This is a genomic window from Pseudomonas sp. IT-P4 (genome assembly GCF_949767755.1).
Taxonomy (GTDB): domain Bacteria; phylum Pseudomonadota; class Gammaproteobacteria; order Pseudomonadales; family Pseudomonadaceae; genus Aquipseudomonas; species Aquipseudomonas monachiensis.
Genome location: NZ_CATKPX010000023.1, coordinates 533,171 through 558,542 on the forward strand (window position 1 = coordinate 533,171; position 25,372 = coordinate 558,542).

23 protein-coding genes are annotated in these 25,372 nt (G+C 60.2%); 7 read left to right on the forward strand and 16 right to left on the reverse strand.

The genetic code is table 11. The annotated features are described in order from the left end of the window. Positions 1 to 132: 132 nt before the first annotated feature. From betA to betI, 3 genes are all read right to left on the reverse strand, one after another. Positions 133 to 1,833 carry a choline dehydrogenase gene (betA, locus tag ACM6IT_RS09015; RefSeq protein ID WP_414917830.1) on the reverse strand — a complete coding sequence of 567 codons (1,701 nt, stop codon included), beginning with the start codon at positions 1,831 to 1,833 and terminating at the stop codon, positions 133 to 135. Positions 1,834 to 2,013: 180 nt separating this feature from the next. Further along, complete coding sequence (betB, locus tag ACM6IT_RS09020) at positions 2,014 to 3,486, reverse strand: betaine-aldehyde dehydrogenase (RefSeq protein WP_414917831.1); 1,473 nt, start codon at positions 3,484 to 3,486, stop codon at positions 2,014 to 2,016. Between the two features lie 62 nt (positions 3,487 to 3,548). Continuing rightward, a complete protein-coding gene (gene betI / locus ACM6IT_RS09025; protein ID WP_056726553.1) occupies positions 3,549 to 4,142 on the reverse strand; it encodes a transcriptional regulator BetI in 594 nt (197 codons plus the stop codon). 380 nt (positions 4,143 to 4,522) lie between these two features. Between betI and ACM6IT_RS09030 the strand changes: the two genes are divergently transcribed. Then, positions 4,523 to 6,463, forward strand: a complete 1,941-nt coding sequence (locus tag ACM6IT_RS09030) for a BCCT family transporter (protein WP_223541379.1) — start codon at positions 4,523 to 4,525, stop codon at positions 6,461 to 6,463. A gap of 179 nt (positions 6,464 to 6,642) precedes the next feature. On the opposite strand, the gene choV is transcribed toward ACM6IT_RS09030, so the two are convergent. The 3 genes from choV to ACM6IT_RS09045 all read right to left on the reverse strand — a co-directional run bounded on the left by choV (position 6,643) and on the right by ACM6IT_RS09045 (position 9,688). Beyond that, a complete protein-coding gene (choV, locus tag ACM6IT_RS09035; RefSeq protein WP_056726555.1) occupies positions 6,643 to 7,821 on the reverse strand; it encodes a choline ABC transporter ATP-binding protein in 1,179 nt (392 codons plus the stop codon). Further along, positions 7,818 to 8,663 (reverse strand): choline ABC transporter permease subunit, encoded by an 846-nt coding sequence (gene choW / locus ACM6IT_RS09040; RefSeq protein WP_056726556.1) that lies wholly within the window; start codon positions 8,661 to 8,663, stop codon positions 7,818 to 7,820. The genes choV and choW overlap by 4 nt, the downstream gene beginning before the upstream one ends. A gap of 77 nt (positions 8,664 to 8,740) precedes the next feature. Then, the gene (locus ACM6IT_RS09045) at positions 8,741 to 9,688 is read right to left on the reverse strand and encodes a choline ABC transporter substrate-binding protein (RefSeq protein WP_056726557.1); all 948 of its coding nucleotides are present in this window, start codon (positions 9,686 to 9,688) and stop codon (positions 8,741 to 8,743) included. Between the two features lie 435 nt (positions 9,689 to 10,123). On the opposite strand from ACM6IT_RS09045, the gene ACM6IT_RS09050 reads away from it, so the two are divergent. Further along, complete coding sequence (locus tag ACM6IT_RS09050; protein WP_414917832.1) at positions 10,124 to 11,500, forward strand: L-serine ammonia-lyase; 1,377 nt, start codon at positions 10,124 to 10,126, stop codon at positions 11,498 to 11,500. Between the two features lie 468 nt (positions 11,501 to 11,968). Beyond that, entirely contained in the window at positions 11,969 to 13,072 is a 1,104-nt protein-coding gene (locus ACM6IT_RS09055) for a GlxA family transcriptional regulator (protein WP_007975492.1), read from the forward strand. Between the two features lie 98 nt (positions 13,073 to 13,170). Here the strand turns inward: ACM6IT_RS09055 and ACM6IT_RS09060 are convergent, their stop codons facing one another. The 6 genes from ACM6IT_RS09060 to ACM6IT_RS09085 form a co-directional block, all read right to left on the reverse strand. Then, positions 13,171 to 13,434, reverse strand: a complete 264-nt coding sequence (locus ACM6IT_RS09060) for a hypothetical protein (RefSeq protein ID WP_056726559.1) — start codon at positions 13,432 to 13,434, stop codon at positions 13,171 to 13,173. Between the two features lie 399 nt (positions 13,435 to 13,833). Next, positions 13,834 to 14,997 (reverse strand): gamma-butyrobetaine dioxygenase, encoded by a 1,164-nt coding sequence (locus ACM6IT_RS09065; RefSeq protein ID WP_414917833.1) that lies wholly within the window; start codon positions 14,995 to 14,997, stop codon positions 13,834 to 13,836. Between the two features lie 13 nt (positions 14,998 to 15,010). Beyond that, positions 15,011 to 15,487, reverse strand: a complete 477-nt coding sequence (locus ACM6IT_RS09070) for a thioesterase family protein (RefSeq protein ID WP_056726561.1) — start codon at positions 15,485 to 15,487, stop codon at positions 15,011 to 15,013. A gap of 75 nt (positions 15,488 to 15,562) precedes the next feature. After that, the gene (locus tag ACM6IT_RS09075; RefSeq protein WP_414917834.1) at positions 15,563 to 16,528 is read right to left on the reverse strand and encodes an L-carnitine dehydrogenase; all 966 of its coding nucleotides are present in this window, start codon (positions 16,526 to 16,528) and stop codon (positions 15,563 to 15,565) included. Between the two features lie 130 nt (positions 16,529 to 16,658). Then, positions 16,659 to 17,546 (reverse strand): 3-keto-5-aminohexanoate cleavage protein, encoded by an 888-nt coding sequence (locus ACM6IT_RS09080; protein WP_056726562.1) that lies wholly within the window; start codon positions 17,544 to 17,546, stop codon positions 16,659 to 16,661. Positions 17,547 to 17,640: 94 nt separating this feature from the next. Then, the gene (locus ACM6IT_RS09085) at positions 17,641 to 18,585 is read right to left on the reverse strand and encodes a choline ABC transporter substrate-binding protein (RefSeq protein WP_414917835.1); all 945 of its coding nucleotides are present in this window, start codon (positions 18,583 to 18,585) and stop codon (positions 17,641 to 17,643) included. A 225-nt stretch (positions 18,586 to 18,810) separates the two neighbouring features. On the opposite strand from ACM6IT_RS09085, the gene ACM6IT_RS09090 reads away from it, so the two are divergent. Beyond that, positions 18,811 to 19,755: a GlxA family transcriptional regulator gene (locus ACM6IT_RS09090; protein WP_414917836.1), complete on the forward strand. Its 945-nt coding sequence runs from the start codon at positions 18,811 to 18,813 to the stop codon at positions 19,753 to 19,755. A 77-nt stretch (positions 19,756 to 19,832) separates the two neighbouring features. On the opposite strand, the gene ACM6IT_RS09095 is transcribed toward ACM6IT_RS09090, so the two are convergent. The 4 genes from ACM6IT_RS09095 to ACM6IT_RS09110 form a co-directional block, all read right to left on the reverse strand. Further along, positions 19,833 to 20,249, reverse strand: coding sequence for a DUF3010 family protein (locus tag ACM6IT_RS09095; protein WP_414913433.1), 417 nt, complete (start codon positions 20,247 to 20,249; stop codon positions 19,833 to 19,835). A gap of 33 nt (positions 20,250 to 20,282) precedes the next feature. Next, positions 20,283 to 20,606 (reverse strand): helix-turn-helix domain-containing protein, encoded by a 324-nt coding sequence (locus ACM6IT_RS09100; protein WP_056726566.1) that lies wholly within the window; start codon positions 20,604 to 20,606, stop codon positions 20,283 to 20,285. Further along, positions 20,590 to 20,844 carry a type II toxin-antitoxin system RelE family toxin gene (locus ACM6IT_RS09105; protein WP_414917837.1) on the reverse strand — a complete coding sequence of 85 codons (255 nt, stop codon included), beginning with the start codon at positions 20,842 to 20,844 and terminating at the stop codon, positions 20,590 to 20,592. The genes ACM6IT_RS09100 and ACM6IT_RS09105 overlap by 17 nt, the downstream gene beginning before the upstream one ends. Before the next feature lie 212 nt (positions 20,845 to 21,056). Further along, a complete protein-coding gene (locus tag ACM6IT_RS09110; protein ID WP_056726568.1) occupies positions 21,057 to 21,458 on the reverse strand; it encodes a lysozyme inhibitor LprI family protein in 402 nt (133 codons plus the stop codon). Between the two features lie 236 nt (positions 21,459 to 21,694). Between ACM6IT_RS09110 and ACM6IT_RS09115 the strand changes: the two genes are divergently transcribed. From ACM6IT_RS09115 to dgcA, 3 genes are all read left to right on the forward strand, one after another. Further along, a complete protein-coding gene (locus tag ACM6IT_RS09115) occupies positions 21,695 to 22,672 on the forward strand; it encodes a dipeptidase (protein WP_032829497.1) in 978 nt (325 codons plus the stop codon). 78 nt (positions 22,673 to 22,750) lie between these two features. Next, positions 22,751 to 23,281: a DUF5943 domain-containing protein gene (locus ACM6IT_RS09120; protein WP_056726569.1), complete on the forward strand. Its 531-nt coding sequence runs from the start codon at positions 22,751 to 22,753 to the stop codon at positions 23,279 to 23,281. Positions 23,282 to 23,296: 15 nt separating this feature from the next. Then, positions 23,297 to 25,357 (forward strand): dimethylglycine demethylation protein DgcA, encoded by a 2,061-nt coding sequence (gene dgcA / locus ACM6IT_RS09125; RefSeq protein ID WP_056726570.1) that lies wholly within the window; start codon positions 23,297 to 23,299, stop codon positions 25,355 to 25,357. Positions 25,358 to 25,372 lie beyond the last annotated feature (15 nt).

Sequence of the window (25,372 nt, forward strand, 5' to 3'; positions counted from 1 at the left end):
TGGCTGACAGGGCCCCTTCGCGAGCAAGCCCGCTCCCACATTTAATCCCGGGTGTTCACAAAATCTGTGTCCACTGGAGATCAAGTGTGGGAGCGGGCTTGCTCGCGAATAGCCGTAACGGGGGTTAACGCCTTAAGCGATCTGGCTCACTTCCCGCACCGGCTTGCCTTTCACCGGCGCTTCACCCGCCACATAGTAAGTGGCGGTGCTGCGCGGCAACGGCTTGCGGCCACGGATCTTGTCGGCGATTTTCTCGGCCATCATGATCGTTGGTGCGTTGAGGTTGCCGGTGGTGATGATCGGCATGATCGAGGCGTCGACCACGCGCAGGCCTTGCATGCCATGCACGCGACCTTCGCCATCGACCACGGCCATTTCGTCGGTGCCCATCTTGCACGAGCAGGACGGGTGGAACGCGGTTTCGGCGTGTTCGCGGATGAACTTGTCCAGTTGCTCGTCGCTCTGCACGTCGATACCCGGGCTGATTTCGCGACCACGGAAGGCGTCCAGTGCAGGCTGCTGCATGATTTCACGGGTCAGGCGGATGCCGTCGCGGAATTCCTGCCAGTCCTGCTCGGTGGCCATGTAGTTGAACAGGATGCTCGGGTGCTGGCGCGGGTCCTTGGACTTGGCCTGGATGCGCCCGCGGCTCGGCGAACGCATGGAGCCCATGTGCGCCTGGAAGCCGTGCTCTTTCACGCCGTTGCTGCCGTTGTAGTTAATCGCTACCGGCAGGAAGTGGTACTGGATGTTCGGCCATTCGAATTCCGGACGGGTACGGATGAAACCGCCGGCTTCGAACTGGTTGCTGGCGCCGATGCCGGTGCCGTTGAACAGCCACTCGGCACCGATGGCCGGCTGGTTGTACCAGAGCAGCGACGGGTACAGCGAGACCGGTTGGGTGCAAGCGTATTGCAGGTACAGCTCAAGGTGATCCTGCAGGTTTTCACCGACGCCCGGCAGGTCGTGGACCACCGGAATGTCGAGCTTGTTCAGCAGTTCGGCCGGGCCGACGCCGGAGCGTTGCAGGATCTGCGGCGAAGCGATGGCGCCGGAGCACAGCAGCACTTCCTTGCGCGCCTTGGCCTCAACGCGCTCTTCAGCGGCGCCGACCAGGTAACGCACGCCGACCGCACGCTTGCCTTCGAACAGGATCTTGTCGGTCAGGGCATGGGTGACGATGGTCAGGGTCGAACGCTTCTTGGCGACGTCCAGGTAACCACGGGCGGTGGAAGCACGACGACCTTTGGGTGTCACGGTGCGGTCCATCGGGCCGAAGCCTTCCTGCTGGTAGCCGTTCAAGTCTTCGGTACGCGGGTAACCGGCCTGCACGCCGGCTTCAACCATGGCGTGGAACAGCGGGTTGTTGCCGGCTTTCGGCGTGGTCACGCTGACCGGGCCGTCGCCACCGTGGTAGTCGTTCGGGCCGATGTCGCGGGTTTCCGCTTTACGGAAATATGGCAGGCAATCCAGGTACGACCAGTCTTCCAGGCCTGGCAGTTTCGCCCAGCCGTCGTAGTCCATGGCGTTGCCGCGGATGTAGCACATGCCGTTGATCAGCGAGGAACCACCCAGGCCCTTGCCGCGACCGCATTCCATGCGACGGCCATCCATGTGTGGTTCTGGATCGGTTTCGTAGGCCCAGTTGTAGCGACGGCCTTGCAGCGGGAACGCCAAGGCGGCCGGCATCTGCGTACGGAAGTCGAAACGGTAGTCCGGGCCGCCCGCTTCGAGCAGCAGGACGGTGACGCCTGCGTCTTCGGTCAGACGGGTCGCCAGGGTGTTACCGGCCGAGCCGGCACCGATGATGATGTAGTCGAATTCTTGGGACATTGAATGCACCCTCTTTGATGTTGGTCAGGTCTGGCCTGACGAGTGCTGCGCACTCGATTCGCGAGCAAGCCCGCTCCCACATTTGATCTCTGGTGTACACAGGATCTGTGTTCGCCACTGGTCCCTTGTGGGAGCGGGCTTGCTCGCGAGAGGCCCTCGCGAGCAATACGGGTCTCAGTCTTAGAACACCGAGACGTAATCGCCCAGCTCGACCTGTACCGATTTGATGCGGGTGAAGTTGTTCAGCGAGCTGATGCCGTTCTCACGGCCGACACCCGACTGCTTGTAGCCGCCAACCGGCATCTTCGCGTCGGACTCGCCCCAGGCGTTGATCCAGCAGATACCGGCTTCCAGCTGATGAATCACGCGGTGGGCGCGGTTCAGGTCCTTGGTGACGATACCGGCGGCCAGGCCGAAGTCGGTATCGTTGGCGCGGCGGATCACTTCTTCCTCGGTTTCGTAGGACAGGATCGCCATTACCGGGCCAAAGATTTCTTCACGCACGATGGTCATGTCGTCGGTGCAGTCGGTGAACACGGTCGGCGCCACGAACGCACCTTTGGCGAATTCGCCGTCGGTCAGGCGCTCACCGCCGCACAGCAGGCGGGCACCTTCTTCCTTGCCCTTGGCGATGTAGCCCAGCACGCTTTCCATGTGCGCAAAACTGACCAGCGGACCGAAGTTGGTGTTTTCGTCTTGCGGGTTGCCGATGCGGATGCGTACAACGCGCTCGGCGATCTTGGCTTCGAAAGCGGCTTTCAGGTGGGCCGGGACGAACACGCGAGTGCCGTTGGTGCAGACCTGCCCGGAGCTGTAGAAGTTGGCCATCATCGCGGTGTCGGCGGCGCGATCGAGGTCGGCGTCGTCGCAGATGATCAGCGGGGATTTGCCGCCCAGTTCCATGGTCACGTCCTTGAGCGAAGAGCTCGAGGCGCTGGCCATGACTTTCTTGCCGGTGTCGGTGCCGCCGGTGAACGAGACTTTCTCGATGCGCGGGTGCTCGGTCAACCAGGTGCCGACTTCACGGCCGCTGCCGGTCAGGACGTTGAACACGCCGTTTGGCACGCCGGCTTCGGTGTAGATCTCGGCCAGTTTCAGGGTGGTCAGCGAGGTGACTTCGCTTGGCTTGAAGATCATCGCGTTGCCGGCCGCCAGGGCGGGTGCGGATTTCCACAGGGCGATCTGGATCGGGTAGTTCCACGCGCCGATACCGGCCACGACGCCCAGCGGCTCGCGACGGGTGTAGACGAACGAAGTGGTGCGCAGCGGAATCTGCTCGCCTTCGATGGCCGGTACCAGGCCTGCGTAGTACTCCAGCACGTCAGCGCCGGTGACGATGTCGACATAGCGGGTTTCGGAGTAGGCCTTGCCGGTGTCCAGGGTTTCCAGGGCGGCCAGTTCGTCGTTGCGCTCGCGCAGGATTTCCACGGCGCGACGCAGGATGCGCGAACGCTCCATGGCGGTCATGGCGGCCCAGATCTTCTGGCCCTTTTCGGCGCTGACGACGGCGCGTTCGACGTCTTCCTTGGTCGCACGTTGCACTTTTGCGAGGACTTCACCGTTAGCCGGGTTGATGGCTTCGAAAGTGGCGTCGCTGCTGGCGTCGCTGTACGCGCCATCGATGTAGAGTTTTTGCAGTTCGAAACGGGCCATAAAGTCCTCGCAAGAGCATTAAGTGGCTGGCGCGGTTCGGTGGTTGAGCGTTTATGTGTGCTCTAACTCACCCGCTTGGCCAGTTGGGTATCCATGTATTCGTAAGCAATCTGTTGCGCCTGCCCGGTGTCGAAAGCATCTCCCGACAGCGCGCCGCGTAACCACAGGCCGTCGATCAACGCAGCCAGGCCTCGGGCGGCACTGCGCGCATCATTGAGCGGCAGTACGCGGCGGAACTGGCAGCACAGGTTGGAATACAGACGGTGATCGTTGATCCGCTGCAACCTGTGCAAAGACGGCTGGTGCATGCTGGTGGCCCAGAAGGCCAGCCAGGTTTTCATCGCCGGGCCATTGACCTGGCTGGCGTCGAAGTTGCCTTCGATGATCACCTGCAGATGCGCCCGCGGGCTGTCATCTGTCAGCGCCTGTCGGCGCAGGGTGACGTTCTCGCTCAGGACGGTCATCAGGTACCCCATGGTGGCGGCAATCAGGCCGTTCTTGTCCTGAAAGTAGTGACTGATGATGCCATTCGAGACACCTGCCAAACGGGCGATCAGCGCAATGCTGGCGTCCCCCATTCCGACCTGATCGACGGCCAGCAAAGTGGCTTCGATCAATTGCTGGCGGCGGATGGGTTGCATACCGACCTTGGGCATCTTGCACATCTCCTTAGGCCTTCCGGTGGACGTAGTACGGCTACCGGGTTGAAGGCCAGTCTATTTTGTTTTGATTGAACGTTCAATCAACAAAGAATAAGATCTGCGACAAATCGTCGCTGCCTGTGAATTTTCCTACGCGCTGTGGCGGAAAAAACGACAACTGAAACGGCTCGAAACCTACGCGCTGCGGCGCTCCAGGGGTTTCGGGCTTTTTTCGGGGTGTCTTTATATCACCCGCCGGTCGGCTGCCCACTAACCGATTGGTCGGGTAACACGTTTGTCTTGCGTTCTTCTCTCGCACTGCCCGGAGCATCTGTGCCATGAGTTCTGCCTCGCTAATAAAGACCCCACCCGAGAAGGTGACGGTCAACGGTTGGGTGTTCTACACCTCTACCGCGTTGATTCTGTTGTTGACCGCCATTCTGATCATCGCCCCGCAAGAGGCCGGCAGAATGCTGGGTACGGCGCAAGCCTGGTTGTCCCGCAGCTTCGGCTGGTACTACATGGTGGTGATTGCCGCCTACCTGATTTTCGTCGTCGGCCTGGCGTTTTCGTCCTACGGCAAATTGAAACTGGGCAGCAAGGACGACACCCCGGACTTCAGCTACGGCGCCTGGGCGGGGATGCTGTTCTCGTCGGGTATCGGCATCTCATTGCTGTACTTCGGCGCGTCCGAGCCGCTGGACCACTACTTCAACCCGCCGGAAGGCGTGGCCGGCAGCAACCTTGCCGCCCGTCAGGCCGTTCAACTGACGTTCCTGCACTGGGGCCTGCACGGCTGGGCGATCTATGCGCTGGTGGGGTTGGCCGTGGCGTACTTTGCCTACCGGCATAACCAGCCGCTGGCGTTGCGTTCGGCGTTGTATCCGCTGGTGGGCGAGCGTTGGGTCAAGGGCGCGGCCGGGCATGCGGTGGACGGCTTCGGCATGTTCGTGACCCTGCTGGGGCTGGTGACGAACCTGGGGATCGGTTCGCTGCAAGTGTCGTCGGGGCTGGAAAACCTGTTCGGCATGGAACACAGCAACACCAACCTGCTGATCGTGATCATCGTGATGAGCACCGTGGCGACCATCGCTGCCGTGTCGGGCGTGGAAAACGGCATCCGCCGTCTGTCCAACCTGAACATCGTGCTGTTCAGTGGCCTGCTGATTTTCGTGCTGTTGTTCGGCCCGACCTTGCACCTGCTCAACGGCTTCGTACAGAACGTCGGTGACTACCTGAACGGCGTGGTGCTGAAGACTTTCGACCTCTATGTCTACGAGGGCGATAGTGAGAAGTCCGACCGCTGGTTGGGCCTGTGGACCCTGTTCTACTGGGCCTGGTGGATTTCCTGGGCGCCATTCGTGGGCATGTTCATCGCGCGTATTTCCCGTGGCCGCACCGTGCGCGAACTGGTAGCCGGCGTGCTGCTGATTCCGCTGGGCTTCACCCTCGCGTGGCTGTCGATCTTCGGTAACTCGGCTTTGGACCTGGTGATGAACCATGGGGCGGTGGAGCTCGGGAAGACGGCACTGGAACAGCCGTCCATGGCGATCTACCAGTTGCTTGAGCACTACCCGGCGTCGAAGGTTGTGATCGGCGTGTCGATCTTTGTCGGTTTCGTGCTGTTCCTGACCCCGGCGGACTCCGGCGCGGTGATGATGGCCAACCTTTCGTGCAAGGGCGGTAATGTCGACGAAGACGCACCGCACTGGCTGCGGATCTTCTGGTCGGCGGTGATCACCCTGGTGACCATCGGCCTGCTGTTCGCCGGCAACTTCGAAGCCATGCAAACTATGGTGGTGCTGGCCGGTCTGCCGTTTTCGGTGGTGTTGGTGTTCTTCATGTTCGGATTGCACAAGGCCATGCGCCAGGACGTGCAGATCGAACAGGAGCAAGCGCAGTTGGCCGAGCGTGGTCGTCGAGGTTTCAGCGAGCGCTTGACTCAGCTGGACCTGCAACCGAGCCAATCGGTGGTGCAGCGCTTCATGGACAAACAGGTGAGTCCGGCGCTGGAAGATGCGACGGCGCAGATGCGTGCACAAGGCCTGCAAGTGCAGACTTTGCTCGGTAAGTCCAAGCGTTGCATGGGCGTGCGCGTGGAAATGGAAGAGGGCAACCCTTTCGTCTACGAAGTGAGCCTGGATGGCTATCTGGCCACGCCGACCGAATCGGTGCAATCCGACGAGGCGCGCCAGCGTTTCTATCGCGCCGAGGTGTACCTGCACAACGGCAGCCAGGACTACGACTTGATGGGCTTCACCCAGGATCAGATCACCCGTGACGTGCTCGATCAGTTTGAAAGCCATCGGCAGCTACTTGGCCGGGTTTATAGCTGAGTGGTGAAAGGGCGCGGTGTGTCAGTGGCATCGCGTCAGCCTTAAAAGATCGCAGCCTTCGGCAGCTCCTGCAGGGGAATGCGTTTTAGGTAGGAGCTGCCGAAGGCTGCGATCTTTTGATCTTTGCTCTTCAAACAAAAACGCCGCGATTCTATCGCGGCGTTTTTGTGTCTGTTGCCTTACCCCAGGTTCTTGCCGAGCAGTGCGTGATACAGCTCGCTGTCGCCAAGGATCCCCACCACCTTGTTGTTGTCGTGCAGCACCAGCTTGTTGCCGGTCTGATAACGAATCTGCAGTGCATCGCGCATGCCGATGTTCGAGTCCACCAGGGTTGGTCGACGACCCAGGCCTTCAACGGCCTGACCCGGTATCCAGTTCTGCAAGTCCAGCACAGAGCCGTTTTGGCGAGCGCCCTTGATGGTGTTGCCATCGGCCAGGTCCAGCCACGAATCACCGCCTGGATCCAGGCACACCGAACCGTTGATGCGTTTGCAGTTGTCCAGGGTGCGCATCAGGCTGCGACCGCACAGTACGTTGAGCGGGTTGGTGTGGGCAACGAAGGTCCGCACGTAATCGTCCGCAGGGTTGAGGACGATTTCTTCCGGTTTGCTGTACTGGATAATCCGGCCGTCTTTCATGATCGCGATGCGGCTGCCCAGTTTCAGGGCCTCATCGAGGTCGTGGCTGACGAATACGATGGTCTTGTTGAGCTTGTGCTGCAACTCCAGCAGCTCGTCTTGCAGGCCCTGGCGGATCAACGGGTCGAGGGCCGAGAACGGTTCGTCCATCAGCAATATGTCGGCGTCCATCGCCAGCGCACGGGCCAGGCCCACGCGTTGCTGCATACCACCGGACAGCTCATCGGGTTTCTTGTTGCGCCACTGGGCCAGGCCCACCAGCTCAAGCTTTTCGTCCACCAGTTTGCGTCGTTCCTTTTCCGGACGACCCTGCATTTCCAGGCCGAAGCTGATGTTCTCGCGCACTGTCAGCCAAGGCATCAGGGCGAACTTCTGGAACACCATCGCGATGCGCTTGGTGCGCATCATTTTCAGTTCTGCCGGGGTGCACGAGGCAATGTCGATCTGCTTGCCTTCGTGCTCGACGAACAGCTTGCCGCGGCTGACGGTGTTGAGGCCGTTGATGCAGCGCAGCAGGCTGGACTTGCCGGAGCCGGACAGGCCCATCAGCACGCAGATTTCACCTTTTTCGATATCCAGGCTGGCTTTTTCAACGCCGACAATCTGCCCGGTCTTTTTCAGGATTTCGTTACGGGTCATGCCTTGATCCAGCAGCTTGAGGGCCTCGCGTGGATCCTTGGAGAAGATAACGTCAACGTTATCAAAGCGAATAATGCTCATGCATCACCCCCTACTTTGGCGTCGGGTTGTTTGCAGATACGGTCGAGCATGATCGCCAGCAGTACGATCGCCAGGCCTGCTTCGAAGCCCAGGGCGATATCAGCAGTGTTCAGTGCGTTGACCACCGGTTTGCCCAGGCCATCGGCGCCCACCAGTGCCGCAATCACCACCATCGAAAGGGACAGCATGATGCACTGGGTGATGCCGGCCGCGATGCTTGGCATGGCGTGGGGCAGTTCGATTCTTGAAAGCAACTGACGGCGCGAGCAGCCAAAGGCCTTGCCGGCATCCATCAATTCTTCCGGAACATCGCGGATACCCAGGTAAGTCAGGCGGATGGGCGCGGCAATCGCGAACACCACCGTGGAGATCAGGCCCGGGACCACACCCAGCCCGAAGAGGGTGAGGGTAGGAATGAGGTACACGAAGGTCGGTACGGTCTGCATCAGATCGAGTACCGGACGCATTAAAGTATAGAACATCGGCTTGTGCGCGGCGACGATGCCCAATGGCACACCGATGAGCACGCAGACCAGGGTGGCGAACAGCACCTGGGCGAGGGTTTCCATGGTTTCCTGCCAGTACCCCAGATTGAGGATCAGCAGGAAGGAGGCAACGACAAACGCGGTCAGGCCCCATTTGCGTTGAATGAAGTGTGCCAGTAGTGCGATCAGGCCGATCAATGCCAGCGGGTTGAACCAGGTCAGCGCAAACGTCACGCCGTGGATCATCGTTTCCAGTGTCACGGCGATGGCGTCGAAGGTGCTGGCGCCGTGTTGCGTCAACCATTCAACGAAGCCTGCGATGTACTGGCCTAGGGGTATTTTCTGATCAATCAGCATGGTAGTGAACGTCCGCATGCAAGGTAATTAACAGCCCGGGCAGGCGAACCTGCCCGGCATAAACGATGCTCCCTAATTCAAGGCGTCAGTTTGGCTTTCACGGCCTCCAGGCCAGGTTTACCGTCAATGGTGGTCACGCCAGCGAGCCAGGTATCGAGCACCTGTGGATTCTTTTTCAGCCAGGCCTTGGCGGCCGCGTCAGGCTTCATCTTGTCGTCCAGGATGTTGCCCATCAGTTCGCTTTCCATGTCGACAGTGAACTCCAGGTTCTTCAGCAACTGGCCAACGTTGCTGCACTCCTGGGCGTAACCCTTGCGGGTGTTGGTCGCCACGGTGGCGGCACCGAAATCCGGGCCGAAGAAGTCATCACCACCGGTCAGGTATTGAATTTTGAAGCGCTTGTTCATCGGGTGCGGCGCCCAGCCGAGGAACACCACGGCGGTGTCGCGTTTCTGCGCGCGGTCGACCTGCGACAGCATGCCGGCTTCGGAGGACTCGACGACTTTGAAGCCGGCGGTCTTCAGGCCGAAGGCATCCTTGTCGATCATGCTCTGGATCAGACGATTGCCATCGTTGCCAGGCTCGATGCCGTAGATCTTGCCGTCGAGCTCTTTCTTGAATTTGGCAATGTCGGCGAAGTCATGCAGGCCCTTGTCGTACAGCGCCTGAGGGACGGCGAGGGTGTACTTGGCGCCCTTTAGGTTGGTGCGCACGGTTTCCACGGTGCCGGCATCGCGGTAGGCCTTGATGTCGTTTTCCATGGTCGGCATCCAGTTGCCCAGGAACACGTCCATGTTCTTGCCGTCGGCCAGGGACTTATAGGTCACGGGCACGGAAATCATGGTGGTCTTGGTCTTGTAGCCGAGGGCGTTGAGCACGACGCTGGTGGTTGCGGTTGTCGCGGTGATGTCGGTCCAGCCGACATCGGAGAAGTTTACGGTGCTGCATTGGGCCGGTTCGGCGGCTTGCGCCAGAACCGGCAGACTAAGCATGGCGGCCAACAACAACGACGGGGAACCTTTCATGGATGGACTCCTTGGTGTTTTTTTTGGCAGTGTTCCGACTGGACCACCGCACTTATAGGTTGCGGTTGGATGGCGTTCTGGAGACAGCTCTACCACGTCGCCTTGCAATCGAGTCGATACGATCATGTACCAGTGAAAATCTGACGCCTACAGGGTGCGTCGTATCCAGTACAGGGATGGTCGCATCCAGTGTCGGTGACGTCGTTTACAGATTTTTTCAGCCCGATTTCCCCCTCTGAACCGCAAAAAAACGGCGAAAACACAGCGTAAAAGACACGCGGCGCTGGTGGGCATGAGTGCGTCGGTTAGAGACGTCGAACAACTGGATAAAAGCTTGATGATGCGGTCATCTCGGCGGATTGCAGCTTGAGCGTAGCAGCTCCGTCACCGTGCGCTTTCGCGTGCGCAGTGGGCCCATCCAGGAGTTCGGCAGTAATGGCTATCAGTGTTTTCGACCTGTTCAAAATCGGCATCGGCCCTTCCAGTTCACACACCGTGGGGCCCATGCGGGCGGCGGCGTTGTTTGTGCAGGGCCTGCGTGAGCGCGGGCTGCTTGAGCAAGTGCGGCGTGTCGAAGTCCAGCTGTTCGGCTCGTTGTCGGCCACCGGCATCGGCCATGGCAGCGACAATGCCGTGATCATGGGCCTGATGGGCGAGTGGCCGGACGCGATCGATCCGTCGCAAATCGGCATTCGTATCGCCACCCTGCGCGAGACCGAGACGCTGCTGCTCGACAGTCGCTTGCCGGTGCCCTTCATCTGGGCCCGGGACATGCGCCTGATCGACGAGAACCTGCCATTCCACCCCAACGCCATGACCCTGATTGTCGAGGGCGATGACGGCGAGTTGCATCGCGACACCTACTATTCGGTTGGCGGCGGTTTTGTCGTCGATGAGGCGCAGGCCTCCAGCGGTGTCGTCGACCTCGACCGCACCGTGTTGCCTTATGACTTTTCCAGCGCTGCCGAGCTTCTGGAGCTGTGTAAAAAGCACAAGCTGCGCGTGGCTGAGTTAATGATGGCCAACGAGAAAGTCTGGCGCAGCGAGGATGAAATCCGCAGCGGCCTGATGAAGCTCTGGCGCGCCATGCAGGATTGCGTTGAACAAGGCCTTAAACACGAAGGCATCCTGCCCGGCGGGCTGAACGTGCGTCGCCGTGCGGCCAAGCTGCATCGCAGCCTGCAGGAACTGAACAAACCCAACGTGATCGGCTCGACCTTGAGCGCCATGGAATGGGTCAACCTGTTCGCCCTGGCGGTCAACGAAGAAAACGCCGCCGGCGGGCGTATGGTCACGGCACCGACCAACGGCGCGGCGGGGATCATTCCGGCGGTACTGCACTACTTCATGAAGTTCAGCGAGGCCGTGACCGACGCCAATGTCGTCGACTACTTCCTCGGCGCGGCGGCGGTGGGAATCCTGTGCAAGAAGAACGCCTCGATCTCCGGTGCCGAAGTCGGCTGCCAGGGCGAAGTCGGTTCGGCCTGCGCCATGGCGGCGGCGGGACTGGCGGAAATTCTTGGTGCCACGCCAGAGCAGTTGTGCAACGCGGCGGAGATCGGTCTGGAGCACAACCTCGGCCTGACCTGCGACCCGGTGGGTGGGTTGGTCCAGGTGCCGTGCATCGAGCGCAACGCGATTGCCGCGGTGAAGGCGATCAATGCCGCACAAATGGCATTACGCGGTGATGGCCAGCACTTTATTTCGCTGGATCGGGTGATCCGCACCATGCGCGATACCGGCGCCGATATGCATGACAAATATAAGGAGACATCGCGGGGTGGGTTGGCGGTTAGCGCGGTGGAGTGCTGAGACCGCGTCGCCTTCATCGCGAGCTTGCTCGCGATAGCGCCAGACCAGTCAAAACTGCGCGCTAAGTGAACACCCTGTTTAAAACGCGCCACCTTTTGGCGCGTCGCTCACAGATAAATCGTCTTGCCACTGATCGAGGGCCAACCGGCCTTCGACCGCCTGTCACCCGTGCCTGCGGTGACACTCCTTTCCACCGCGGCGCAACGCCGTTCCCACAAGTGCTACCGAATTGCTCAAAGCTTGTGGGCCGGGGCGCTTGCAGTCCTGATGGCCATTTAAATCCCCCTGCCTTGCAAGACATATATAGACACATTCCGACGTCGTTTTTAGGAGTTATTGAACGCGCATTCAAATTTAGGCATGGCAATTGCTCTGTCATTACAAAGCCCGTCTCCCACGCGAGAACGATGGCGATAAAAAGAGCCTCCGCCTGAGGCCATTACCCGCTTTGTGTGAGGAGATACCGCGATGACGACGTTCAACTCCGGGGCTCAACCCCAGAACCGTGCGCCTCAATCCATCGGCTTTCTGCTGCTGGACAATTTCACGCTGATTTCTCTGGCCTCCGCAGTGGAACCCCTGCGCATGGCCAACCAGTTGTCCGGTCGCGAGCTGTATCGCTGGACCACCCTCACCGTCGACGGCGGCCAGGTCTGGGCCAGTGACGGCCTGCAGATCACCCCCGACGCCTCCATGCACAAAGCGCCGCCAATGGACACGGTCATCGTCTGCGGCGGTATCGGCATCCAGCGCACTGTTACCCGCGAACATGTGTCATGGCTGCAAAGCCAGGCTCGCCAGTCCCGCCGCCTCGGTGCGGTGTGCACCGGCAGCTGGGCCCTGGCTTGCGCCGGCCTGCTCGACGGTTTTGATTGCAGCGTGCACTGGGAATGCCTGGCGGCGATGCAGGAAGCTTTCCCGCGTGTAGCGATGAGCACACGCTTGTTCACCCTCGACCGTAACCGTTTCACCAGCTCCGGCGGCACCGCGCCGCTGGACATGATGCTGCACTTGATCAGCCGCGATCACGGTCGTGAGCTGTCGGCGGCCATTTCGGAAATGTTCGTCTACGAGCGCATCCGCAACGAGCAGGATCACCAGCGTGTGCCGCTCAAGCACATGCTCGGCACCAACCAGCCGAAGTTGCAGGAAATCGTCGCGTTGATGGAAGCCAACCTCGAAGAACCGATCGACCTGGACGAACTGGCGGTGTATGTCGCGGTGTCCCGTCGTCAGCTCGAGCGCCTGTTCCAGAAGTACCTGCACTGCTCGCCGTCGCGTTACTACCTCAAGCTGCGCCTGATCCGCGCGCGGCAGTTGCTCAAGCAAACGCCGATGTCGATCATCGAAGTGGCGTCGGTCTGTGGCTTCGTGTCCACGCCGCACTTCTCCAAGTGCTACCGCGAATACTTCGGCATTCCGCCGCGTGACGAGCGCGTAGGGTCCAACACCACCCAGCAAGTGGCGATGATGCCGCTGCCGCAAGCATTGGTGCTGTCGCCGTTGTCCGGCCCGTTGTCGGCGCTGAGCCAGGCGCGCAATGAGTCGACGTTTGCCAGTGTAAGGCTCTAAACCAAGGCGTCATTAAAAGATCGCAGCCTTCGGCAGCTCCTACAGGGATCGGGTTCAACTGTAGGAGCTGCCGAAGGCTGCGATCTTTTGATTTTCTGTCAGCCGCGATGGCTTTGCTGGTACTCCGACAACGCCGGCAGCAATTGTTTGTCGATGGCCTGGCGCACTGCCGGCAGGATCGTCGCGCTGCTGGTGTACATCTCCTTGACCATCTTGCGAAGTTCATACGCCCGGGCATCGTCCAAGCCCCTTACCACGCACTCGCAAGCCTGCTCGGCGGTGGCTCCAGTGGGCACGTTGAATCCCAACGACTTGAGCTGGCCCAACAGGTCTTCCTGGTCTATCAAATCGGCGTGCATCATGACGCAATCCTTCTTCAGGGAACGGTGTCGTGGTTCGATTCTGGTAGGGGTGCCGGGTGTCGGCAAGGACGAATTGTCGCAATGGCAGCATTGGCTATGAACAGGTCGCTTTCGGGCAACTTGCCGGCCAAAGGAGGGGGCACACTGGACTCAGCTTGCTTCACGAAGGTTTGGTCACCCTCGCACGGCAGCTCCTCAACAGTACCCTCTGCCTCGATCCTGTCACGGCTTGATCGGGGTTTTTTTTGCCTGTGATTCAGTGGGTTTTGTGTTGATTGATATACAGCTTTCGCGAGCAAGCCCGCTCCCACAGTTGACCGAGTTCTCCCAGAGGAATGCGATCGAATGTGGGAGCGGGCTTGCTCCGGGCGGCGTTCCGACGAAGAACGATGACGCGGTTTAACGCTGCAACACCAGAATCCGCGACAACAACTCATCACGGTCCACATAGCAGCCCTGGAAGTGCCGCGCCCCGGTGGCGGGGTCGAAGGCGTTGCGGGCATGCAGGGTGCGGCGGTTGTCAAAGCACCACAGCTCACCGGGATTGAGCCGCTGCATCAACCTGAATCGAGGCTCGCGAGTCATCGCGATAAAGCGCCGGTAGGCCTGATACAGCTTGGGCATCTGCTCCACCGAAGTATCGAACGGCCCGCGCAGAAAGTTCGCCATGCGGATTTCCGACACCTGCCCCAACGCATCCAGGGCGATGATCGGCGCCAGGCAGCGGTAGTCGCTGTGGCGGTCCTTATTGCGAAACTCCACGGGGATTTCACACAGGCTTTTGAAAGCCTCCGGGGCTTCCAGGCGCAAGGTGTCGGCAATGGCAAAACCGTCGACAAAAATGCTCTCGCCACCCTCGGCATCATTGACCAGGCAATGCAAAAATTGCAGCCCCGGTTGCAACTCCCGGGTCGGCAGGTCGCTGTGCAGCGGCAGGTTGAAGGCGGTGTAGGCGTTGCTGTCTGCGTCGGCCTTGGATTGCACGTTGAACAGCACGCCGAAATTGCTCTCGCGGATGAAGGAAATACGCTGGGCGATCAGTTTCAGGGAGCCGGGCTCGGTGGGCACGCCACGGACCTGGGTCAATCCGACATCCCGCACAGCCAACAACCATTGCAACAAGGCGTCGGAGTCGCTCATCAGCGCTTGATACTCGAACACCGGCAACTGCAAATCGCTGTGCCAGAGCCTGGCTTTCGGCTTGCGCTGCTGACGCTCGGCGCGGGATTCATCGTCATAGGCGTGGGCGCGCAGCCAACCAGGGTCGAAGCGGCTGCTGTGGCCGTCCCGCCAAGCCACCGACAGGCAACCTTCGCTGTCGATACCGGCGTTATCGGGCATCAGATCTTGAGCCACGTCGACGATTTCCAGTACTTGCTCGCGGGTCACGGTGTAGACGCATTGCGGGCACGGGCAGTTATCCCGCAGCCATTGATGGTGGAAAGGGCTGACGCGATCGTCGGCCCATTTCACCAGAACACTGTCCGCCAGGGTCTGCACGCCAGCCAGCGCGCTGATCAACGGATAGGTACGGAAGTCGGCAAATGCAGCGGCGGTATTCATGGCGATCTCCTTGTTATTTTTTTGGGGGTAGTGCGATCACTCGGCCAATGTACCCGGGTGTTGGCAGGTCCGCCTGTTCGGCGACGATGGCTTGCAAGCGGCCCAACGACTGTTCGCTGAACGGCGCCGAACGCGGCCCGGCGAGATCCACGTGCAGCAGCATCTGTTCGTTGCCTGCGAGCTCCTGGGCTTCACCGACCAGATGCAGGCTGTGATAGAGGTGCACGCGCTTGCTGTCGTGGGCGATGATTTGGGTGTGCACTTCGACCTGGGCGTCGAGCTTCACTTCGTGCAGGTAATTGAGGTGCAGTTCGAGGGTGAACAGCGAGTTGCCGCTGGCCTCGCGGCTGTTGCTGTCCAGGCCCAGGCGATCCATCAGGGCGTCGGTGGCGTAGCTGAAGATCAGCAGGTAGAAGGCGTCGCGCAGGTGGCCGTTGTAGTCGACCCAGTCGGGGATGATGGTGGTTTGGTAGGTGGTGAGGGTGGGCATGGTTTCTGATCCAATTTATAGAGTGACTGGGCTGCCGCTTTCGCGAGCAAGTGCTGTTGGCCCCAAGCCTAGGGGTTACTCGCTGAAAGCCATCCCATGCTTCTCTTTGGTGGTCTTTACCGCCTCCAGCACCGCCAGCAGGCAGTCATCACGATAGCGCTCCAGCGCCGAAATGCTGTGTTTGCCCAATTGATCGCTGGTGCCATCGACCACGTCGTCGATCAGCTTGTCGGTCAACTCCGGCGCCGGCAGGTAGGTCCACGGCAATTGCAACGCCGGGCCGAACTGTGCCATGAAGTGGCGCATGCCGGCATCGCCACCGGCCAGGGTGTAGGTCAGGAAGGTGCCCATGAACGACCAGCGCAAACCCGCGCCAAAACGGATCGCGTCGTCGATTTCGCCGGTGGTCGCCACGCCGTCGTTGACCAGGTGCAGAGCCTCACGCCACAGCGCTTCGAGCAGGCGGTCGGCGATGAAGCCCGGCACTTCCTTGCGCACGTGCAGCGGGCGCATTCCCAGGGATTCATAGACTTTCATGGCCGCTTGCACTGCTTCAGGGGCAGTGTTTTTACCGCCGACCACTTCCACCAATGGCAGCAGGTAAACCGGGTTGAACGGATGACCGACCACGCAACGTTCCGGGTGCGTGGCGCTCTCGTAGAACTCGCTCGGCAACAGCCCGGAAGTGCTGGAGCCGATCAACGCATTGGGCTTGGCTGCCGCGCTGATTTTGCTGTGCAGCTCCAGTTTCAGCTCCAGTCGTTCCGGGGCGCTCTCCTGGATGAAATCGGCATCGCGCACGCACTCTTCGATGGTCGCGACAAAGCGCAGGCGATCTTGCGATGCACCCGGCGCCAGACCTTGTTTCTCCAGCGCGCCCCAGGCATTGGCGACGCGTTTGCGCAAGGCGGCTTCGGCGCCGGGGGCCGGATCCCAGGCCACGACATCCAGGCCATGGGCGAGGGCGCGGGACACCCAGCCGCTGCCGATGACACCGCTGCCTAACGCTGCGAAGATTTTGATTTCGGTGATGAAGCTCATGGTGACGTCCTAATAAGTTCGGTGAGCCCTGTAGGAGCTGCCGCAGGCTGCGATCTTTTGACTTTGTTTTTTACAAGCAAGATCAAAAGATCGCAGCCTGCGGCAGCTCCTACGGGTTTTGTGTTTGGGGTTAACCGCGCTTGGTCAGGCCCATTTTTGCCCGGCCTTCAGCCGGGGTCAGGATGCGGGCACCGAGGCGGCTGAGGATTTCGCCGGCGCGCTCGACCAGTTGGCCGTTGGTCGCCAGCACGCCCTTGTCCAGCCACAGGTTGTCTTCCAGCCCGACCCGCACGTTGCCGCCGAGCAACACCGCTTGCGCCGCCATCGGCATCTGCATGCGACCGATACCGAAGCCGGCCCAGACCGCGTCGGCCGGCAGGTTGTCGACCATGGCTTTCATGGTGGTGGTGTCTGCGGGAGCGCCCCAAGGGATGCCCAGGCACAGCTGGAACAACGGGTTGTCGAGCAGGCCTTCCTTGATCATCTGCTTGGCGAACCACAGGTGGCCAGTGTCGAAGATTTCCAGCTCGGCTTTAACGCCCAGCTCTTGAATGCGTTTGGCACCGGCACGCAGCTGGGCCGGGGTGGAGACGTAAATGGTGTCGCCGTCGCCGAAGTTCAGGGTGCCGCAGTCGAGGGTGCAGATTTCCGGCAGCAGTTCTTCGACGTGGGCCAGGCGGGTCAGCGGGCCGACCAGGTCGGTATTCGGGCCGAACTCCATCGGGTTCTCGCCGGCACCGATCTCCAGGTCGCCGCCCATGCCAGCGGTGAGGTTGACGATGATGTCGACGTCCGCCTCGCGGATGCGCTCCATCACTTCGCGGTACAGCGCCACGTCACGGCTGAATTTGCCGGTTTGCGGGTCACGCACATGGCAGTGAACCACGGTGGCGCCGGCCTTGGCGGCTTCCACGGCGGCAGCGGCGATCTGTTTCGGGGTGACCGGCACGTGTGGGCTCTTGGCGGTCGTGTCGCCAGCACCGGTGAGTGCGCAGGTGATGATGACGTCGTGGTTCATTTGGCGGTTCCTTACAGGCGAGTTTTGGCTTTGGCCAGGCGTGGTGGTCCCGTTCGCAGCCCGTCGGGGCTGCGAGTCGGTGGTTCGTTCGGGTTTATTTACTGGTCAGTTGCAGGTTTTCAGCGGCCGGCTTGCCATCGAAGGTGGTGACGCCTTCAAGCCAGCGCTTTTTGTCCTGCGGGTGATCCTTGAGCCATTGTTTGGCCGACTCGAAAGCGTCCTTGTGATCCAGCAGCGGCTGCATCATCCGGCTCTCGTCTTCGGCGGTGAACGTCAGGTTGCTCAGCAGGCGACCGATGTTCGGGCATTGTTCGGTATATGTCGGCGCAGTGACGGTCCACACAGTGGCCTTGCCTTCGTTCGGGCCGAGGGCGTCGTCGCTGCCGGTGAGGTAGATCATCTTGACGTTGACGTTCATTGGGTGCGGCGCCCAGCCGAAGAACACCACGGCTTCGTTGCGACGTACGGCGCGATCCACGGCGGCGAGCATGCCGGCTTCGCTGGATTCGACCAGCTGGAACTTGCCGAGGCCGAACTGGTTCTTGGAGATCATTGCCTTGATCTGGGTGTTGGCGCCCGAGCCAGGCTCGATGCCGTAGATCTTGCCGCCCAGTTCTTTTTCGAACTTGGCGATGTCGGCGAAGGTTTTCAGGCCCTTGTCGGCGAGGTAGGTCGGCACGGCGAGAGTCGCGCGGGCGTCCTGCAGGCTTGGCGCCTCAAGCACCTTGACCTGTTTGGCGTCGACGAACGGGGTGATGGTCTGGGTCATCAGCGGGTTCCAGTAGCCGAGGAACAGGTCCAGACGCTGGTCGCGGATCCCGGCGAAGATGATTTGCTGGGAGGCGCTGGTTTGTTTGGTGCTGTAGCCGAGGCCATCGAGCAATACCTGGGTCATGGCGCTGGTGGCGATCACGTCGGTCCAGTTCACTACACCCATGCGCACGTTCTGGCATGCGGCGGGTTCGGCGGCCATGACACTGGCGCTCAGTAAAGCGGTACCACTGAGTGCAAGAACACAGCTGCTGATCAGTCGTTTCATTCTCAGGTTCCTCGGCAGGTCGTTTATTGTGAGTTCCGGTGTCTGATGCGCCGGTGATGCCAAGTTACGCAGCAAAGCCCCCATGAAAGCGCACTGCGGCGACCAGCTCTTGCACTGCAGCGACCTGCCCCCTTGAATGCCGCTTGCAAGTGGCGTATCAACATCCCTACGCTGCCCGCCCTCTCGTTACCTGGCCTCCTGTTACCCGCTAAGCGAGTGCGCTCCATGTCCCAGGATTTCTACTTCTTGTTGATGCCGGGTTTCTCGGCTATCGGGTTTATCTCAGCCATCGAGCCGCTGCGGGTCGCCAATCGCTTTCGCGGCGAGCTGTACCGCTGGCATGTGCTGAGCGCGGATGGCGGGGCGGTGCTGGCGAGCAACGGCATGTCGGTCAACGCCGATGCGGCGCTGGAGCCGCTCAAGAAAGGCGCAACACTGCTGGTGGTCGCCGGGTTCGAACCCCTGAAGTTCACCACCCCGGCGCTGGAACACTGGCTGCGCCGCCTGGACAACGAAGGCGTGACCCTCGGCGCCATCGACACCGGCAGTTTCATCCTCGCCGAAGCCGGTTTGCTCGATGGTCATCGCCTGACCCTGCACTGGGAAGCCATCGATGCCTTCAAGGAATCTTATCCACAGCTCAGCGTTACTCAGGAGCTGTTCGAGATCGACCGCCGCCGCATCACCTCCGCTGGCGGCACTGCTTCCATTGATCTGATGCTGGATCTGATCGCCCAGGCCTACGGCCCTGATCTGGCGATCCAGGTCAGCGAACAATTCGTGCTTGGCCGCATCCGCCCGCGCAAAGACCACCAGCGCATGGAAGTCGCCACGCGCTATGGCATCAGCAACAAGAAGCTGGTGCATGTGATTGGCGAGATGGAGCAGCACAGCGAACCGCCCCTGAGCACGCTGGAACTGGCTGAATCGATCAAGGTGACGCGGCGACAGCTGGAGCGCCTGTTTCGCCTGCATCTGAACGACACACCGAGTAATTTCTATCTGCGGTTACGATTGGAAAAAGCGCGGCAGTTGCTGCGACAGACGGACATGAGCGTGCTGGAAGTGAGTATTGCCTGTGGGTTTGAATCCCCGTCGTATTTCACCCGCAGTTATCGGGCGAAATATGAGCGGTGCCCGAGGGAAGACCGGCGTACTGCCAAGGCATAAATTAAAAGATCGCAGCCTTCGGCAGCTCTTACATGAGATCTCCTGTAGGAGCTGCCGAAGGCTGCGATCTTTTGATCTTATTTCTTCACCAACGCCGAACACGCCGCTTTGTAAGCCTCATGCTGATACTTGTTCAGCGTCCCTGGCAGTTCGAAATTGTGCTTTTTAGCCTGGGCATTGATGGTCTGCGGCGACAGCAGGGTCACCTCGCAATTCTCCTGCAACTGGAAAACCCCTTCGATCTTGAAGGTGGTCGGCCCGCCAGCGAACTCGCCTTTCTTGCTGCGCTTCTTGATCGCGATGCGATCGATGGAATTCTCGCGGATAAACGAAGCGACCTGAGCGGCGAATACTTTGACGTTGGCGGCTTCGTCGTCATCGTCCAGGGCAATTTTCTTGGTGGCGAGCGCGACATGGCCCAGCGCCTGACCGTCCAGCGTGGCCACGGCGATGATCGCTTCGCTGCCTTTGATTTCGATGCCGCAGACTTTCATGTTCAATCCCATTAGTGACAGAGGGTGTGCAGCTTACAGCTCAAGCTGGCTGGCCGTGATGCCAAACGCCAAAGCGATTTTTTCGCGAGTGGCTTTACGGGGCTTGGCGACTGTTTCCTGTTGGGCAAAGGCAGGCTGGGTTATGCCCATGCGTTTGGCTACTTCATCCTGGGTAAGGTTCAAATGTTCGCGCCAGGCGCGGATAGGGGTAGCGCCATCGACGATACGGCTCACTACCTCATGGGGGATCAAGTCGGGCTCGATTTTCTGCGCCACGTATTGTGCATAGGGAATGACCACGAAGGCTGGATTGCCTTCGGCGTCGTTGATGATTTGAATGTCAGTAGGTGCGTTCATCGCGTTTTTTGACCTCTTGAATACTGACCACTTTGATCGCGCCATCCCAATCAAACATGACCAGGTAATTACCGACACGCAGCCGATAAGCGTAGTCATGACCGACCAGTGCTTTGACATTGCCTGCCTCAGGCATGCCAGCGAGCGCCGTGATGGCATCACGAACCTGAATCTGGTGAACGGAATGCAATCTCAAGAGTTGCTTAACGGCCTTTCGAGTCCAGTGAATGCTGTTCATGGAAGAATATAAGTCTTTTATAAGATTTTCGAATCTTTACTTATATTTTTATGCTTGGCCATCAGCAACATTTGTCGGCATGTTGCGTGAAAGGTCCGCAGAGCAGCGGCTTTGGACAGAAGCTGTAGGTCAGAGCAGAGTGCTTTGTGGGAGAAGGTTTTTTGGCGATTGAAAGCTGGTGGTAGCGCCAGCTTTCAGCGGGATACTCAGGACTATTCCTGCCCAATCGACTCCAAAAACTCCGACCGTTCATCGCTCATCCGCGCCACACAATCGTTCTGGGCAATGGTGAGCGCCTTGCTGCCGGCGGTGGCCGGGAAGGTTTCGACGGCGCAGTCTGCGTCGCGGGTCTTCAGCCATTGCTGTTGGGCGGCTTTGATCCTGGCGGTGATGTCGGCCAGTTGCGACGGGTTTTTGCCGTACTGCGACTGCATGCGCTCGGTCAGGCCCTGGAGGTTTTCCTTGAGCAGGTCTTCGGCGGAGGTTTTGCTGAAGGCCGAGCATTCCAGGGTCTGGATGTCGTTTTCGACTTTGTCGCACGGGTTGTCGTCGGACACCTGCGCTGCGTGTACGCCGGTCGCAATCAGGGCCATTGCCAGAATGATCGATTTCATTATCGTCGCCGCTCTTGTCCAGTGAAGCATCCAGTGATGCGGCGAATTCTGGCCCAAGCCGCGGGCCTTGAACAGGTCGGTGATTGTGCCTGGCGACGACCCTTTGTCGCGGATTGACGCTTTCGGCAATTCCCCTGTCGTTTTTGCACCCGGGTGCTTGGGCACCGAGGCATATGCTGGCCCCAAAGCGCCGGCAGACGATTCGGCGCATGAATCGCCAACAAGGGGACAGCCTGATGAGCCCAGCCGAATTGCACGCCGACAGCATCGTTATCGACGGGCTGATTATCGCCAAGTGGAACCGTGAACTGTTCGAAGACATGCGCAAGGGCGGTCTGACCGCGGCCAATTGCACTGTGTCGGTGTGGGAGGGCTTCCAGGCCACCGTCAACAACATCGCCGCGAGCCAGAAGCTGATCCGCGAGAACAGCGACCTGGTGATTCCGGTCCGCACCACCGCCGACATCCGTAAAGCCAAGGAGCAGGGCAAGACCGGCATCCTTTTCGGCTTCCAGAATGCCCACGCCTTTGAAGACCAGATCGGCTATGTCGAGGTCTTCAAGCAGCTTGGCGTCGGTATCGTGCAGATGTGCTACAACACTCAGAACCTGGTGGGCACCGGCTGCTACGAGCGTGACGGCGGTCTGTCGGGCTTCGGTCGCGAAATCGTCGCCGAGATGAACCGTGTTGGCGTGATGTGCGACCTGTCCCACGTCGGTTCCAAGACTTCCGAAGAAGTCATCCTCGAATCGAAGAAGCCGGTCTGCTACTCCCACTGCCTGCCGTCGGGGCTCAAGGAGCACCCGCGCAACAAGTCCGATGAAGAGCTCAAGTTCATTGCCGACCACGGTGGTTTTGTCGGCGTGACCATGTTCGCGCCGTTCCTGGCCAAGGGTATCGATTCGACCATCGACGACTACGCCGAAGCCATCGAGTACGTGATGAACATCGTCGGCGAAGACGCCATCGGCATCGGTACCGACTTCACCCAGGGCCATGGCCAGGACTTCTTCGAATACCTGACCCACGACAAGGGCTACGCCCGCCGCCTGACCAGCTTCGGCAAGATCATCAACCCGCTGGGTATCCGCACCGTGGGCGAGTTCCCGAACCTGACCGAGACCCTGCTCAAGCGCGGCCACTCCGAGCGGGTAGTGCGCAAAATCATGGGCGAGAACTGGGTCAACGTCCTCAAGGACGTTTGGGGCGAATAAGCCGCCGCATCTCTGAATCCTTTCCCGCTGCCGTCCGTGCAGCGGGCAACACAACAAATTTTCTGGAGTTAAGTTTTCATGGCCAAGATCGCCCCTCAATTGCCAATCGAAGTCGACAGTGAAACCGGTATCTGGACCTCCGACGCCTTGCCGATGCTGTACGTGCCGCGCCATTTCTTCGTCAACAACCACATGGGCATCGAGGAAGTGCTGGGCGCTGAAGCCTACGCCGAAATCCTCTACAAGGCCGGCTACAAGTCCGCCTGGCACTGGTGTGAAAAAGAAGCCGAATGCCATGGCCTGGAAGGCGTCGCGGTGTTCGAGCACTACATGAAGCGCCTGTCGCAGCGCGGCTGGGGGCTGTTCAAGATCCAGGACATTGACCTCGACAAAGGCACCGCCAGCGTCAAGCTCGAACACTCGGCATTCGTCTACGTGTACGGCAAAGTCGGGCGCAAGGTCGACTACATGTTCACTGGCTGGTTTGCAGGGGCGATGGACCAGATCCTCGCCGCTCGCGGCAGCAAGATCCGTACCGTGGCCGAACAAGTCTACGGTGGCTCCGAAGAGGGTCACGAAGACGGCTTGTTCACCGTCAAGCCGTTGTAAGTCGAGGAACCCGCCATGGCTTTCGAAGCAATGTTCCAGCCGATCCAGATCGGCAAACTGACCATCCGCAACCGCGTGCTCAGCACCGCGCACGCCGAGGTCTATGCCACCGACGGCGGCATGACCACCGACCGGTACGTCAAGTATTACGAAGAGAAAGCCAAGGGCGGGATCGGCCTGGCGATTTGTGGCGGCTCGTCCGTCGTGGCGATCGACAGCCCGCAGGAGTGGTGGAGCTCGGTGAACCTGTCCACCGACCGCATCATTCCGCACTTCCAGAATCTGGCCGATGCCATGCACAAGCACGGCGCCAAGATCATGATCCAGATTACCCACATGGGTCGTCGCTCGCGTTGGGACGGCTTTAACTGGCCAACGTTGATGTCGCCGTCGGGCGTGCGTGAGCCGGTGCACCGTGCCACTTGCAAGACCATCGAGCCGGAAGAAATCTGGCGGGTGATCGGCAACTATGCGCAGGCTGCGCGTCGTGCCAAGGCCGGTGGCCTGGACGGCGTGGAATTGTCGGCTGTGCACCAGCACATGATCGACCAGTTCTGGAGCCCGCGCGTCAACAAGCGTACCGACGAATGGGGCGGTACCTTCGAAGGCCGCATGAAGTTCGGCCTGGAAGTCTTGAAAGCCGTGCGCGCCGAGGTCGGTGACGACTTCTGCGTGGGCATGCGCATCTGCGGTGATGAGTTCCACCCGGACGGCCTGTCCCACGAAGACATGAAGCAGATCGCCAAATATTACGACGACACCGGCATGCTCGATTTCATCGGCGTCGTCGGCTCGGGTTGCGACACTCACAACACCCTGGCCAACGTGATTCCGAACATGAGCTACCCGCCCGAGCCGTTCCTGCACCTGGCGGCCGGGATCAAGGAGGTGGTCAAGGTTCCGGTGCTGCACGCGCAGAACATCAAGGACCCGAACCAGGCCACGCGCATTCTGGAGGGTGGCTACGTCGACATGGTCGGCATGACCCGCGCCCACATTGCCGACCCGCACCTGATCGCCAAGATCAAGATGGGCCAGATCGACCAGATCAAGCAGTGCGTCGGGGCCAACTACTGCATCGACCGTCAATACCAGGGTCTGGATGTGTTGTGCATCCAGAACGCCGCAACTTCCCGTGAATACATGGGCCTGCCACACATCATTGAAAAAACCACCGGCGTGAAACGCAAAGTGGTGGTAGTTGGCGCTGGCCCTGCGGGGATGGAAGCCGCTCGCGTTGCCGCCGAACGTGGCCACAACGTGACCCTGTTCGAGAAGAAAGAATTCATCGGCGGCCAAATCACCACCGCTTCGAAAGCACCACAACGGGATCAGATCGCCGGTATCACCCGCTGGTACCAGCTGGAGCTGGCTCGGTTGAAAGTCGATCTGCGCCTGGGCACTGCGGCGGATGCGCCGACCATCATGGACCTGCGTCCAGACGTGGTGGTGCTGGCCGTCGGTGGACATCCGTTCATCGAGCAGAACGAACACTGGGGTGCGGCTGAAGGTCTGGTGGTCAGCAGCTGGGATGTGCTCGACGGCAAGGTTCTGCCTGGCAAGAACGTGCTGGTTTACGACACCATTTGCGAGTTCACCGGCATGTCTACCGCGGACTTCATTGCGGACAAGGGCAGCCAGGTCGAAATCGTCACCGACGACATCAAGCCGGGCGTGGCGATTGGCGGCACGTCGTTCCCGACGTACTACCGCAGCATGTACCCGAAAGAAGTGATCATGACCGGCGACATGATGCTGGAGAAGGTTTACCGCGAAGGTGACAAGCTGGTTGCAGTGCTGGAAAACGAATACACCGGTGCCAAAGAGGAGCGGGTGGTGGACCAGGTGGTCATCGAAAACGGTGTGCGCCCGGACGAGGAAATCTACTACGCCTTGAAGGAAGGCTCGCGCAACAAAGGCCAGATCGACGTCGAAGCCTTGTTCGCGATCAAGCCGCAACCTTGCCTGGAGCAGAGCGGCGACGGCTACCTGCTGTTCCGCATCGGTGACTGCGTGGCACAGCGCAACGTGCATGCGGCGATCTACGACGCGCTGCGGTTGTGCAAGGATTTCTAAGGTTTTGACACCCCC

Excerpts from the sequence above, each read along its gene's own strand:
- betA (WP_414917830.1), bottom strand. The coding sequence starts at position 1,833 with ATGTCCCAAGAATTCGACTACATCATCATCGGTGCCGGCTCGGCCGGT.
- betB (WP_414917831.1), bottom strand. The coding sequence starts at position 3,486 with ATGGCCCGTTTCGAACTGCAAAAACTCTACATCGATGGCGCGTACAGC.
- betI (WP_056726553.1), bottom strand. The coding sequence starts at position 4,142 with ATGCCCAAGGTCGGTATGCAACCCATCCGCCGCCAGCAATTGATCGAA.
- choV (WP_056726555.1), bottom strand. The coding sequence starts at position 7,821 with ATGAGCATTATTCGCTTTGATAACGTTGACGTTATCTTCTCCAAGGAT.
- choW (WP_056726556.1), bottom strand. The coding sequence starts at position 8,663 with ATGCTGATTGATCAGAAAATACCCCTAGGCCAGTACATCGCAGGCTTC.
- ACM6IT_RS09045 (WP_056726557.1), bottom strand. The coding sequence starts at position 9,688 with ATGAAAGGTTCCCCGTCGTTGTTGTTGGCCGCCATGCTTAGTCTGCCG.
- ACM6IT_RS09050 (WP_414917832.1), top strand. The coding sequence starts at position 10,124 with ATGGCTATCAGTGTTTTCGACCTGTTCAAAATCGGCATCGGCCCTTCC.
- ACM6IT_RS09055 (WP_007975492.1), top strand. The coding sequence starts at position 11,969 with ATGACGACGTTCAACTCCGGGGCTCAACCCCAGAACCGTGCGCCTCAA.
- ACM6IT_RS09060 (WP_056726559.1), bottom strand. The coding sequence starts at position 13,434 with ATGATGCACGCCGATTTGATAGACCAGGAAGACCTGTTGGGCCAGCTC.
- ACM6IT_RS09065 (WP_414917833.1), bottom strand. The coding sequence starts at position 14,997 with ATGAATACCGCCGCTGCATTTGCCGACTTCCGTACCTATCCGTTGATC.
- ACM6IT_RS09070 (WP_056726561.1), bottom strand. The coding sequence starts at position 15,487 with ATGCCCACCCTCACCACCTACCAAACCACCATCATCCCCGACTGGGTC.
- ACM6IT_RS09075 (WP_414917834.1), bottom strand. The coding sequence starts at position 16,528 with ATGAGCTTCATCACCGAAATCAAAATCTTCGCAGCGTTAGGCAGCGGT.
- ACM6IT_RS09080 (WP_056726562.1), bottom strand. The coding sequence starts at position 17,546 with ATGAACCACGACGTCATCATCACCTGCGCACTCACCGGTGCTGGCGAC.
- ACM6IT_RS09085 (WP_414917835.1), bottom strand. The coding sequence starts at position 18,585 with ATGAAACGACTGATCAGCAGCTGTGTTCTTGCACTCAGTGGTACCGCT.
- ACM6IT_RS09090 (WP_414917836.1), top strand. The coding sequence starts at position 18,811 with ATGTCCCAGGATTTCTACTTCTTGTTGATGCCGGGTTTCTCGGCTATC.
- ACM6IT_RS09095 (WP_414913433.1), bottom strand. The coding sequence starts at position 20,249 with ATGAAAGTCTGCGGCATCGAAATCAAAGGCAGCGAAGCGATCATCGCC.
- ACM6IT_RS09100 (WP_056726566.1), bottom strand. The coding sequence starts at position 20,606 with ATGAACGCACCTACTGACATTCAAATCATCAACGACGCCGAAGGCAAT.
- ACM6IT_RS09105 (WP_414917837.1), bottom strand. The coding sequence starts at position 20,844 with ATGAACAGCATTCACTGGACTCGAAAGGCCGTTAAGCAACTCTTGAGA.
- ACM6IT_RS09110 (WP_056726568.1), bottom strand. The coding sequence starts at position 21,458 with ATGAAATCGATCATTCTGGCAATGGCCCTGATTGCGACCGGCGTACAC.
- ACM6IT_RS09115 (WP_032829497.1), top strand. The coding sequence starts at position 21,695 with ATGAGCCCAGCCGAATTGCACGCCGACAGCATCGTTATCGACGGGCTG.
- ACM6IT_RS09120 (WP_056726569.1), top strand. The coding sequence starts at position 22,751 with ATGGCCAAGATCGCCCCTCAATTGCCAATCGAAGTCGACAGTGAAACC.
- dgcA (WP_056726570.1), top strand. The coding sequence starts at position 23,297 with ATGGCTTTCGAAGCAATGTTCCAGCCGATCCAGATCGGCAAACTGACC.